The organism is Winogradskyella sp. HaHa_3_26, from assembly GCF_019278425.1.
Lineage (GTDB): Bacteria > Bacteroidota > Bacteroidia > Flavobacteriales > Flavobacteriaceae > Winogradskyella > Winogradskyella undariae.
In genome coordinates this window covers 4012257-4024437 of sequence record NZ_CP058981.1, presented here as the reverse complement: position 1 = coordinate 4024437, position 12181 = coordinate 4012257, and the positions used below count along the sequence as shown (strand labels likewise).

Sequence of the window (12181 nt, the reverse complement as noted above, 5' to 3'; positions counted from 1 at the left end):
ATGAAAAAAATTGTATTTATAATAAGCCTATTTTCTATAGGTTTATTTGCCCAAGAGAAAAAAGATTATTCTGCAAACGTAGCAACTTTAGATAGCACTATTGCAACGTTATATACTGTAGTTTCTGGTGAAAAAGGGGTTAAACGTGATTGGGTTTTATTTAAACATTTATTTCATAATAATGCTAAATTAATTCCGGCAGGCACTTCAAGTGAAGGTAAAAAAGCGGTTCGTTATATGTCATCAGATGATTATATTACAACGTCTGGTAATTGGTTTGATAGAAATGGATTTTACCAAAAAGAGACTCAAAGAACTGTAGAAACTTTTGGGAATATTACACACGTGTTTAGTAGTTATGAGTCTTATAAAACTAAAGGTGATGAAACACCTTTTTTAAAAGGTGTTAACAGCATACAACTGTTTAATGACGGAACTCGTTGGTGGATAATCAATTTGTATTGGGCACAAGAATCAAAGAATAAACCGATGCCTAAACCACATTTACGAAAGAAGGAATAAACATCAATTAACACTTTTTTTGAAAATTTTAAAAAACGAATCTTCATATTTGTGAAATGAAAAGACCTAACCACATAAAACAAGCAACTTCTGCCCTATCTATTATAGGGTTAGTTCTGTTGTTGGTATTTTCACCTTGTAAGGTTAGAAATTCATTTCAAAATATTTTTGAACTCCCTACAACGGAGGTTTCTAACAAAAGCATTTCATCTTTAAAAAATAGAGTTTGTGATGTTTCTATAGATGCAGAAATTGTTATTTCTAAATCTTATAATAACCTTCAGATTTCTCAGGCAGTATTATCTAAAAAATCAATTTTTAATACTTCTGTAATTGCATCTTCAAAAAAACAAATATCTCAAAATTATAGTGCTAGAGGAGAAATTCCGCCTTTAGCACCTTACTATATTCTCTATCAAAATAACAAAGCATATCTATAATTAATTTTCTTCAGACTTAAAACCTAGCAATCTCTGCTAGTAGAAAATTATTAATTACTTTTTATAGATATACATAATGAATTTAAATATTAAAAACGACTCGGGCTTTCTTGCCCTTGCACTTCGTATGGTTGTCGGTTGGACATACTTTTCAGCATTCTTTAGACGTACCATTTTAGCTGATAAACTAGACCCAGAAACTGCCGGCTATATTGGTGAAAAATTTAATCACTTTCTTCCAAATGCCTTAGGCATAAAACCAATTATTTTATATTTAGTTGAAAATCCTGATATCCTTTGGTACAATATGGTTGCTTTTACCATAATTGAAGGTATTGTTGGTCTCTTTATTATCTTCGGATTATTTACAAGATTAATGAGTATTGGTGTCTTTGGATTGGCAATGGGCATTCTTCTAGGTTCGGGATGGATTGGTACGACTTGTTTAGATGAATGGCAAATTGGAGTGCTTGGTATTGCCACAGGATTTGTCTTATTTTTAACAGGAAGTGGACGATTTTCATTAGATAATTATTTAATGACTAAAAATGTCTCTATCACTAAAAAGAAAATATTTGCTTGGCTTGGTTCAGGATTACTGCCTATTAGAGATCGTATTTTTTCAAAAGTTGTTATTATTGGTTCGTTTTTCATATTAGGATTAACGCTGTATACCAATCAAGTATTTCATGGTGGTCTTTGGGGAACTTTACATAATAAATCTGTAAAACCTAAACTTGAAATTACTGAAGGAAAAATAGACAATAATACGCTATCATTTGATGTATTTAGAGTTGAAGGTGTAGATGTTTATGGCGCATGGATTATTGGTGTAGAACTTAAAGATTCAAACGGCAAAATTATTTTAAACTATACTCAAAATAAATTAGCAACCTTACCAAAACAGAACATTGCTAATTATTACATTGCGAAAATTAAACCTGGAAAACATAGTTTAATTGTTCCTTTAGGAGCAAAAGCCAAGATGAATTTTAATGATCCTGAAATTCAGAATTTACCAAGCGGTCAATACACCTTAAAAATGACTGATATTAGTGGTGTAAGTTGGGAGCATCAAATAACCAAAAACTAGCAAAAAAAAACTCCTAAAATTGTAATTATGAATTACATTTTTAGGAGTTTAATATAAAAATAAATTTAGTCTCTATCTCTTAATTTTTGTCTTCTAGCATAGGTACAAATCTAAAATCACCAAATTCGTGCTTTTCAAATTCTTTAGGCCCTTTTCTAATAAATAAAGTCATGACTTGTACTTTATCACCAACAGGAATAACTAAGCGTCCGCCAATTGCTAGTTGACTTAATAATGGATTAGGTACATATGGCGCACCTGCTGTAACAATAATACTTTGAAACGGAGCTTCTTCTGGTAAACCTTTATAACCATCACCAAATATAAGTTGCTTAGCTCTATAACCAATTTTAGGTAGAAATGTAGACGTTTTTTTGTAAAGCTCTTTTTGGCGTTCTATACTATAAACTTTAGCTCCAAGTTCTAAAAGTACAGCAGTTTGATAACCGCTACCTGTTCCTATTTCTAAAACTTTATCTTCTGGTGTTATTTTTAATAATTCAGATTGAAATGCTACAGTATAAGGTTGAGAAATAGTTTGATCTGCTGCAATAGGAAACGCCTTATCTTGATATGCATGGTCTATAAACCCAGAGTCCATAAACAAATGTCTCGGAATTTTACCAATGGCTTTTAAAACGTTTTTATCTTTAATGTCTTTATTGATGAGAGTTTCAACAAGTTGTTGGCGCATACCCTGATGCTTAAATGTATCTTTCAAAGCGTAGTTTAGTTTCCGCTAAAATAAAGCAAAGAAAAGCAAAATACAACCTCTAAAAGTTCAAATTATAAAAACTGAACATCAAAAATAACTTCATAATTCCTATGAATATTAAGTATAACGACTTACACAGATGTTCTTATATTGATGCTTAGCAATTTCACAGGAATTTATATTTTCTTATTTCAATTTCTGAGCGAAAACGCCTATTTTTGTTAAAAACAGAAAATATGCTCAAAGTTGGTGTTCTTGGTGCTGGTCACCTTGGTAAAATTCATTTGAGATTGCTCAACCAATCTAACAAATATGATCTTGTTGGTTTTTACGACGCAGATGCTGAAAATGCAAAACGTGTGGCTGAGGAATTTGGTTACAAATATTTCGATTCTATTGACGACTTAATAAATGCTGTTGATGTTGTAGATATTGTAACTCCTACTCTATCTCATTACGATTGTGCAAAAAAAGCCATTAAACAAGGCAAACATATATTTATAGAAAAACCGATTACAAATACAGTTGAAGAAGCTGAAACCCTTAGAGCCTTAGTTGCAGAACATGGAGTTAAAGGACAAGTAGGACATGTAGAGCGTTTTAATCCGGCTTTTACAGGGGTAAAAGATCAGATTAAAAACCCGATGTTTATTGAATGTCATAGACTTGCCGAATTTAATCCTCGAGGTACTGATGTCCCAGTTGTTTTAGATTTAATGATTCATGATATAGATATTATACTTAGCGTGGTACAATCTACGGTTAAACATATTTCTGCAAGTGGTGTTTCTGTGGTAAGCGAAACACCAGATATTGCTAATGCACGTATTGAATTTAAAAATGGCTGTGTTGCAAATTTAACAGCAAGTAGAATTTCATTAAAGAACATGCGTAAAACTCGTTTCTTTCAAAAGGACGCTTATATCTCTGTAGACTTTTTAGAAAAGAAATGTGAGGTTGTAAAAATGAAAGATGCTCCAGAAAGTCCTGGTGATTTCGATATGATTCTTCAAAATGCTGAAGGTATTAAGAAACAAATCTATTTTGATAATCCTGAAATAGCAAATAATAACGCCATTTTAGATGAATTAGAAACGTTTGCTGAAGCCGTTAAAAACAACACAAAACCAGTTGTTACACTTCACGATGGAACTGAAGCTTTACGTGTTGCAAACATGATTATTAATCAGTTTTAATTCAACTTACTTATACTAAACGAGATTCTTTTTTAAATTATAAAAAGGAATCTCGTTTCAAATATAATTTCAACTAAATAAACGCTCATCTTTAATATAAACTGAGCATTAACAAAATTCTTATTTTGCCCACGTAAGAATTCCTTCGCTCTAGGAAGGCTAATTTGGGCTTTTTTATTTATGAAAAATATAGCTGTAATAGGTGCAGGAACTATGGGTAATGGAATTGCTCATACATTTGCACAATCTGGATTTAAAGTCAACCTTATTGATATTAGCGATGCTTCATTAAAACGAGGTATGGATACCATTGCCCGTAATTTGGATCGCATGGTTGCTAAAGAAAAAATAAGTGAAGCTGATAAGACTGAAACTTTAGGTAATATTTCAATATTTACAAATACTGAAGAAGGTGTTAAAAATGCTGACTTAGTTGTTGAAGCCGCTACAGAAAATTTAGATTTAAAACTAAAAATATTTAAACAACTCGATGCTGTATGTAGTGAGCATACTATTTTAGCGACTAACACGTCTTCAATTTCTATCACACAAATTGGAGCAGTCACTTCTAGACCCGAAAAGGTTATTGGAATGCATTTTATGAATCCTGTGCCAATTATGAAGTTGGTAGAAATAATAAGAGGCTACAGTACAAGCGATGCCGTTACAACAACGATTATGGAGTTATCTAAAACTCTAGGTAAAGTGCCAACGGAAGTTAATGATTATCCTGGTTTTGTTGCCAATCGTATTTTAATGCCAATGATTAACGAATCTATTGAAACACTTTACAATGGTGTTGCTGGTGTTGACGAAATTGACACGGTTATGAAATTAGGAATGGCACACCCAATGGGACCTTTGCAACTCGCCGATTTTATTGGTTTAGATGTTTGTTTGTCTATTTTAAATGTGATGTACAATGGTTTTAAAAACCCTAAATATGCACCATGTCCTTTATTAGTTAATATGGTTATGGCCGGAAAACTAGGTGTAAAATCTGGTGAAGGTTTTTATGATTATGCTGAAAGCAGAAAAGCTGAAGTAGTTTCTAAACAGTTTTCTAAGTAAAAAATGGCAAAAATAATTCCATTTAAAGCTGTAAAACCAACAAGAGCTATTGTTGGCCTTGTTGCCGCACGCCCTTATCAGAGTTATACTTTAAATGAACGAAAAACGAGGATGGCGTATAACCCTTTTAGTTTTCTTCATATTGTAAATCCTGGTTATAAATATGATCAGGAAGTTACAGGGAAAGAGCGTTATCGTTTAGTGAAGAATCGTTATTCTGAATTTAAGGAAGATGGAATTTTTATTCAAGATGAAAAGCCTTCATTTTATATTTATAAAATAGTTAACAGACATGGCCATGAATTTAACGGAATCATTGCCACGACAAGTGCTGAAGATTACGAAAAGGATGTTATAAAAAAGCATGAAGATACCATTGCTAAACGCGAAGAAACCTTTAAAACTTATATCCAAACTGTTGGATTTAATGCAGAACCAGTTTTACTTACCTATCCTGATAATGCTGTTATTTCTGAAATTATAAAGGAAACACAAAAGGGTTATGCGGAGTTTGAATTTACAATGACCTATAGAGACACTCATTATTTATGGAAGGTAGATAATGAAGATACTATTGCTATTATTGAAGAGGAATTCAACAAAATGAAAACCATTTATATCGCCGATGGTCATCATAGATCTGCATCCTCTTACCTATTATATAAAGATGAAAAGGCAAAGAATCCCAATCATAATGGTAGTGAATCTTACAACTTCTTTATGTCTTATTTAATTCCGGAATCTGAATTGGTTATTCAAGAATTTAATCGATTAATTAAAGATTTAAATGGCTTAACCAAAGAAGCTTTTTTAATTCAGCTAGATGAAACATTTCGTATTGAAAACAGAGGTGCTATCCCGTATCATCCTAAAGATGCTCATCAATTTAGTATGTATTTAGACGGTGAATTTTATTCTTTGTTTTTAAGAAAATCAGCTTTTAAGTTTCATACCGCTTTAGATGAATTAGATGCTCAAATATTATTCAAAACCATTCTTCAACCCATCTTAGGTATTGAAGATTTGCGGAATGATAATAGAATTTCTTATGTTAATGGTCAACACGAAATGATAACCATTAAAAGCAGTGTAGATAGTGGCGAATTTAAAGTTGGTTTTGGCATGCCTCCTTCAAATGTAAACCAGATGAAGCAAATAGCAGACGAAGGTTTAACCATGCCTCCAAAAAGCACCTATATTTTACCAAAATTACGAAGTGGAATAACCATATATGAATATTGAACAATTTAATAAATTATTGAAATGAGTATCATAGACAACTTAAATCATATAAAATCTACTTTACCAGAACACGTTACTTTAGTGGCCGTTTCTAAAACAAAACCCGTAAGTGATTTAATGGAAGCTTATAATGCAGGGCAACGCATTTTTGGAGAAAATAAAATCCAAGAAATGGCTGAGAAACACGAAGAAATGCCAAAAGATATAGAATGGCATATGATTGGTCATGTTCAGCGAAATAAGGTAAAATACATGGCTGAATTTGTAGATTTAATTCACGGTGTAGATAGTTTTAAGCTACTCAATGAAATTAATAAACAAGCCGAAAAATACGGCAGAACTATAAACTGTTTATTTCAAATTAAAATTGCTGAAGAGGATAGCAAATTTGGAATGTCTGCAAGTGATGCTTCTACTCTACTACAATCTGAAGAATTTTTAAATTTAAAGAATATTCACATTGTTGGTCTCATGGGAATGGCTACATTTACAGATGACCTTAAACAGGTTGAAAAAGAATTTCAATTCTTAAAAAATACTTTTACAGAACTAAGAGCTTTTCATTCCGAACTTAAAACAATAAGTATGGGTATGAGTGGAGATTACCAGTTGGCAATAAAAAATGGTAGTACTATGGTCCGTGTTGGAAGCAGTGTTTTTGGAACTAGAAATTATAATAATTAACTTACTTAATAATACAACGTTATTTACGCAATAGTAGACATAGAAACCACCGGCGGAAAATTTAATGAAGAGGGAATTACAGAAATTGCAATTTACCGCTATGACGGTCATGAGGTTACCGATCAATTTATATCTTTAGTTAATCCAGAGCGCGAAATTCAGCCTTTTGTAGTCAATTTAACAGGCATAAACTCAAGTATGCTTAAGAATGCACCCAAATTTTATGAGGTTGCAAAACGCATTGTAGAAATCACTGAAGATTGCATTATAGTTGCTCATAATTCTTCATTTGACTATAGAATTTTAAAGACTGAATTTAAACGTTTAGGATTTCCTTTTAAACGAAAAACGCTTTGTACTGTAGAGCTTTCTCAGCAACTAATTCCAGATATGCCTTCTTATAGTTTAGGTAAACTAACACGATCTTTAGGAATTCCTATTAGTGATAGACACCGTGCTAATGGAGATGCAATGGCAACCGTAAAGTTGTTTAAAATGCTACTCGATAAAGATTTAGATAAGGTCATTGTAAAGAATGCTATTAAAGTTGAACAGAAATCTAAAATTTCAACTAATTTAAAAGATATCATTGATAAACTCCCCGCAGATACTGGTGTTTATTACATTCACAATGCTGATGGTGAAATTATTTATATTGGAAAAAGTAACAATATAAGAAAACGAATTATTCAACATTTTACGGGTACAAATTCAAAATCTAAGAAAATTCAAAAATTTGTAAGTACTGTTACTTACGAAAAAACAGGAAGTGAATTAGCTGCTCTTCTAAAAGAAAGTGCTGAAATTAAGGCTAATAAACCTATTTTTAATAGAGCATTACGCAAAAGTATTTTTACACATGCTTTATATCAATTTACAGACAAGGATGGTTATATCAATCTAAAGATTGACACATCTAACAGGGAAGAAATGCCTATTACTACATTCACCACAAGATTAAGTGCTAAAAACTTTTTATTTAAAGCTGTTGAGACTTATAATCTTTGTCAGAAATTAACAGGCTTATACACTACAAAAACAAACTGTTTTAAATATGATGTAAAAGAATGCCAAGGTGCTTGTGTTAATGAAGAATCTGCAGATTCTTACAATAAGCGTGTACAAGAGTTAATTGAAAAATTCAGTTACCAGAATAAAGACATGCTTATCATTGATAAAGGACGAACTATTGAAGAAAAAACTGTGTTTTTAATTGAAAATGGTATTTTTAAAGGTATGGGGTTCTTTGATTTAAATCATCAAATAAATAATAGAGCCATTTTATCTTCAATTATCACTCCTATGGAAAATAATAGAGATGCACAGCATATTATTCAAAATTATATGAGACGTAATAAAAGGTTAAAAATAGTAGATTTAAATTAGATTTTATGAAATTAAGATTGTGTATAGTTGTATTTTTTATCAGTATTATTGGTTTTTCTCAAGAATATAATACTGCTATGTCTGTTTTTAAAAGTGATTTAGAACTAACCTCTTACAGTAAAGACTCGACTGCAAATGCTCTAGTTATATACGATTATGGTAAAAGTTTTGTGGATAAAAATACATTTTGGCTTAGGGTTCAAAATCAAAAAAAAATAAAAATTTTAAGACCAGAAGGAATAGAACGAGGCCAATTTGAAATTAAACTCTATAAAGGAAAATCCTCTGAAGAAAAAATTGAAAATATTAGCGCTACAACCTACAATTTAGTTAACGGTAAAATTGTTAAAAGTCATCTATCTAAGGACGCTATTTTTAAAGAAGAAAATGAAAAGTATACTTTAGTAAAGTTTGCTTTGCCACAAGTAAAAGTAGGGAGTGTTTTAACTGTTAGATATGAAACTCAATCTAGGTTTATGTCTAAATATCAGCCGTGGTATTTTCAAGGACCAGATCCTGTGATGTACAGCGAATACAATACTAGTATTCCTGGTAATTATGAATATCATGTAAAACTAGTTGGTGGTGTTCCTTTAGAAACCAATGATGTTAGTTTAGAAAAAAGATGTTTAGAAGTGGGACTTAACGGGTATTCTGACTGTGGGATTTCTAAATATGTAATGAAGGATATACCCGCCTATAAGTTGGAAGATTATGCCACTACAGAATTAAATTATATTTCTAGAATAGAATATGAACTAAGTGTTTTTCGTGGCTTTGATGGTGTGGTTAACAAAATAGCCAAAACATGGAAAGATGCTGATAAAGAATTAGAGACAGATGGAGATTTTGGAAGACAGATTAGTAAAAAGAGTCTTGTAAAAAATATATTGCCAGAGTCAATTTCTCTAATTTCAGATAAGCTTACCAAAGCGAAAGCTATTTATCAATTTGTTCTTGATAATTATAAATGGAACGGTAAATCTGAAAGGTATGATGTTTCAATAAAAACGTTAAATAAAGAGAAAGTAGGAAGTTCATTTGAAATTAATTTACTCTTAGAAAATTTATTAAATATTGAAGGTATCAAAGCCTCCCCTATCTTAATATCGACTAGACAAAATGGTTTAATTACTAAAATTTATCCTGTACTTAGCGACTTTAACTATGTAATACTAAAAGTTATAATAAATGAAGAAAACTATTATTTAGATGCTACTGATCCTTATATCTCTTTTGGAGAATTACCTTTTAGAACTTTAAATCAATATGGAAGACTTATAGATTTTGATAATGGAAGTTATTGGGAACCTATCATTGTTAATGATGTCTCTGCTAAATCACATAGTATAGAGTTATCTTCATATGAAGATGACCATTTTATAGGAAGAATAAAAAGTAAATCTAAAGGTTATTATTCGTACAAAGAAAAAAAACAGTTTGATGAAGATTCTTTAAACTATAAAGAGAATACCATTGACGATTACACTAATATTAAAATTAATGATCATAAAGTTATTGATTACGATAAAACAAAGTCGGAATTTAATGAAACTTTAGATTTTTCTATGGAGCCTGAGATTATAGGGAACAAAATTTATTTAAATCCCTTTATTTTAAAATTTTTTGAAAAGAACCCTTTTCAATTACAAGAAAGAACATACCCTATAGATTTTGGCTACAAAAGCACTTTTAACTATAGATTAAAAATAGATCTGAATGATAATTTAAAAGTTGTAGAAATGCCTACTTCTGTAAATTATGCATTACCTAATAATGGAGGACGAATATTATTTAATACAAATCTGAGCGATAATGTATTAACGCTTTATTTTAATATAAAATTTAATAAACCAATTTATTTACCAGAATCTTATCCTTATCTAAAAATATTTATGAATAAGGTTGTAGAACTTCAAAACAATACAGTAATTGTTTTAGAAAATCAATAGTGATACTTTTTTGTACTTTTAATGCCTATGGATTCTCAACAAAAACAGAAATGGAAACATAAAATTCACGAAGTTATCTACGAAGCAGATACGCCTTCTGGTAAACTTTTTGATATTCTACTTTTAATATTTATCATTTTTAGCATTGTTTTAGTGATGCTAGAAAGTATTGCTAGTGTTGATAGAGAATATCATCAACTTTTATACATATGTGAATGGGTTGTTACAGTTTTATTCTCAATTGAATATATTTTAAGAATAATTTCTGTAAAAAAACCACTTAAATACGTTACTAGTTTCTTCGGAATTATAGATTTATTATCCACAATACCAATGTATTTATCATTTGTACTTGTTGGCTCACAGGCTTTGGTAACATTAAGAGCATTGCGATTACTAAGAGTTTTTAGAATTTTAAAATTAGCACGTTATTTAGGTGCTTCAAACCATCTAAAAGCATCTTTAGTTGCCAGTCGTGTTAAAATTTTAGTTTTCTTATTTGCCGTGATTATCACTTCCGTTATTTTCGGAACTATTATGTATTTAGTAGAAGGTGAAGCTAATGGTTTTGATAATATACCTAAAAGTGTTTATTGGTGTATTGTAACATTAACTACAGTTGGTTTTGGTGATATTGCACCTCAAACGGCTCTCGGACAGTTAATCACTTCTTTTATAATGATATTAGGTTATGGTATTATTGCTGTACCTACAGGAATTGTTTCTGCAGAGTATGTTAGAGCGGGTAAAAAATCTGATGAAGAAAATGAAGCTTTAATCGCTCATCATAATAATCAACAGCAAAATGTAACTAAAGAAGATATCATTGTACATTTAAATTCTCAACATTGCTCAAATTGTCATGTTTCTAATCATCGAGATAATGCTGAATATTGTTATAATTGTGGAAACGAACTCCATCCTTAAACTGCAAACTTATATATGGTGATAACACCTACTAATTTTATAATTGCTATTGTTGGACCAACAGCGATAGGCAAAACAGCGCTAAGTATTAAGTTAGCCAAGCATTATAATGCCGAAATTATTTCTGCAGATTCACGTCAGTTTTTTAAAGAAATGACTATCGGAACCGCTGTACCTTCATCTGAAGAATTAAGTGGAGCAACACATCATTTTATTCAAAATAAATCCATAAACGATGCTTTTAACGTTGGAGATTTTGAGCGTGAAGCTATTTCTAAAATTAAAAAACTTCATAAAGACCATACTTTTGCTGTTATGGTTGGTGGTTCTGGATTATATGTGAAAGCTGTTACCAATGGATTAGATTATTTTCCTGAAGTAGATCCAAAGATTAGAATAGAACTTAATAAGAGATTTGAAACAGAGGGTTTACTTCCTTTACAGAAACAATTAGAAACGTTAGATATTGAAACTTATAATACAATAGCCATTGATAACCCTAAGCGTGTTATTAGAGCTTTAGAAATTTGTATTGGTACAGGTAAAACATATTCTTCATTTTTAACAAGACCAGAAAAACAACGCAATTTTAAAACCATACAAATTGGCTTAAATGCTGAACGTTCTATTATTTATGATAGAATTAATCAACGTGTAGATATAATGATCGCAAATGGTTTATTAGATGAAGCTAAAAGCCTTTTGCCTTTTAAAGATCTTAATGCTTTAAATACTGTAGGGTATAAAGAATTGTTTCAATACTTAGAAGGGAATATAACTTTAGAGTTTGCAATTTCAGAAATTAAAAAAAATACGAGACGTTTTGCAAAACGACAATTAACCTGGTTTAGAAAAGATGAATTGATAAAATGGTTTGATTACGAAACTGATTTAGATACTATTGTTTCGTATATTAACCAACAGATATAAAAAATCCAGCTCAAAATGAGCTG

The 12181-nt window shown here is 30.7% G+C and carries 12 protein-coding genes; 11 read left to right on the top strand and 1 reads right to left on the bottom strand.

Going from position 1 to position 12181, the window contains the following annotated elements:
- From H0I32_RS17520 to H0I32_RS17510, 3 genes are all read left to right on the top strand, one after another.
- Complete coding sequence (locus tag H0I32_RS17520; protein ID WP_179313205.1) at positions 1-522, top strand: hypothetical protein; 522 nt, start codon at positions 1-3, stop codon at positions 520-522.
- 56 nt (positions 523-578) lie between these two features.
- Positions 579-962: a hypothetical protein gene (locus H0I32_RS17515; RefSeq protein WP_179313206.1), complete on the top strand. Its 384-nt coding sequence runs from the start codon at positions 579-581 to the stop codon at positions 960-962.
- 76 nt (positions 963-1038) lie between these two features.
- The gene (locus H0I32_RS17510) at positions 1039-2055 is read left to right on the top strand and encodes a TQO small subunit DoxD (RefSeq protein WP_218747102.1); all 1017 of its coding nucleotides are present in this window, start codon (positions 1039-1041) and stop codon (positions 2053-2055) included.
- A gap of 79 nt (positions 2056-2134) precedes the next feature.
- On the opposite strand, the gene H0I32_RS17505 is transcribed toward H0I32_RS17510, so the two are convergent.
- Entirely contained in the window at positions 2135-2776 is a 642-nt protein-coding gene (locus H0I32_RS17505) for a protein-L-isoaspartate(D-aspartate) O-methyltransferase (RefSeq protein WP_179313207.1), read from the bottom strand.
- A gap of 230 nt (positions 2777-3006) precedes the next feature.
- Here H0I32_RS17505 and H0I32_RS17500 point away from each other — a divergent pair, with 230 nt between their 5' ends.
- From H0I32_RS17500 to miaA, 8 genes are all read left to right on the top strand, one after another.
- Positions 3007-3966: a Gfo/Idh/MocA family protein gene (locus tag H0I32_RS17500; RefSeq protein ID WP_179313208.1), complete on the top strand. Its 960-nt coding sequence runs from the start codon at positions 3007-3009 to the stop codon at positions 3964-3966.
- Between the two features lie 180 nt (positions 3967-4146).
- Complete coding sequence (locus H0I32_RS17495; protein WP_179313209.1) at positions 4147-5037, top strand: 3-hydroxyacyl-CoA dehydrogenase family protein; 891 nt, start codon at positions 4147-4149, stop codon at positions 5035-5037.
- Between the two features lie 3 nt (positions 5038-5040).
- A complete protein-coding gene (locus H0I32_RS17490) occupies positions 5041-6279 on the top strand; it encodes a DUF1015 domain-containing protein (protein ID WP_179313210.1) in 1239 nt (412 codons plus the stop codon).
- Positions 6280-6300: 21 nt separating this feature from the next.
- Complete coding sequence (locus tag H0I32_RS17485) at positions 6301-6963, top strand: YggS family pyridoxal phosphate-dependent enzyme (protein WP_179313211.1); 663 nt, start codon at positions 6301-6303, stop codon at positions 6961-6963.
- Between the two features lie 21 nt (positions 6964-6984).
- Positions 6985-8349, top strand: coding sequence for an exonuclease domain-containing protein (locus H0I32_RS17480; protein WP_179313308.1), 1365 nt, complete (start codon positions 6985-6987; stop codon positions 8347-8349).
- A 5-nt stretch (positions 8350-8354) separates the two neighbouring features.
- Entirely contained in the window at positions 8355-10301 is a 1947-nt protein-coding gene (locus tag H0I32_RS17475; protein ID WP_179313212.1) for a DUF3857 domain-containing protein, read from the top strand.
- Positions 10302-10328: 27 nt separating this feature from the next.
- Complete coding sequence (locus H0I32_RS17470) at positions 10329-11228, top strand: ion transporter (RefSeq protein WP_173588790.1); 900 nt, start codon at positions 10329-10331, stop codon at positions 11226-11228.
- Positions 11229-11243: 15 nt separating this feature from the next.
- A complete protein-coding gene (gene miaA / locus H0I32_RS17465; protein ID WP_179313213.1) occupies positions 11244-12158 on the top strand; it encodes a tRNA (adenosine(37)-N6)-dimethylallyltransferase MiaA in 915 nt (304 codons plus the stop codon).
- Positions 12159-12181: the final 23 nt, after the last annotated feature.

Excerpts from the sequence above, each read along its gene's own strand:
- H0I32_RS17520 (WP_179313205.1), top strand. The coding sequence starts at position 1 with ATGAAAAAAATTGTATTTATAATAAGCCTATTTTCTATAGGTTTATTT.
- H0I32_RS17515 (WP_179313206.1), top strand. The coding sequence starts at position 579 with ATGAAAAGACCTAACCACATAAAACAAGCAACTTCTGCCCTATCTATT.
- H0I32_RS17510 (WP_218747102.1), top strand. The coding sequence starts at position 1,039 with ATGAATTTAAATATTAAAAACGACTCGGGCTTTCTTGCCCTTGCACTT.
- H0I32_RS17500 (WP_179313208.1), top strand. The coding sequence starts at position 3,007 with ATGCTCAAAGTTGGTGTTCTTGGTGCTGGTCACCTTGGTAAAATTCAT.
- H0I32_RS17495 (WP_179313209.1), top strand. The coding sequence starts at position 4,147 with ATGAAAAATATAGCTGTAATAGGTGCAGGAACTATGGGTAATGGAATT.
- H0I32_RS17490 (WP_179313210.1), top strand. The coding sequence starts at position 5,041 with ATGGCAAAAATAATTCCATTTAAAGCTGTAAAACCAACAAGAGCTATT.
- H0I32_RS17485 (WP_179313211.1), top strand. The coding sequence starts at position 6,301 with ATGAGTATCATAGACAACTTAAATCATATAAAATCTACTTTACCAGAA.
- H0I32_RS17475 (WP_179313212.1), top strand. The coding sequence starts at position 8,355 with ATGAAATTAAGATTGTGTATAGTTGTATTTTTTATCAGTATTATTGGT.
- H0I32_RS17470 (WP_173588790.1), top strand. The coding sequence starts at position 10,329 with ATGGATTCTCAACAAAAACAGAAATGGAAACATAAAATTCACGAAGTT.
- miaA (WP_179313213.1), top strand. The coding sequence starts at position 11,244 with ATGGTGATAACACCTACTAATTTTATAATTGCTATTGTTGGACCAACA.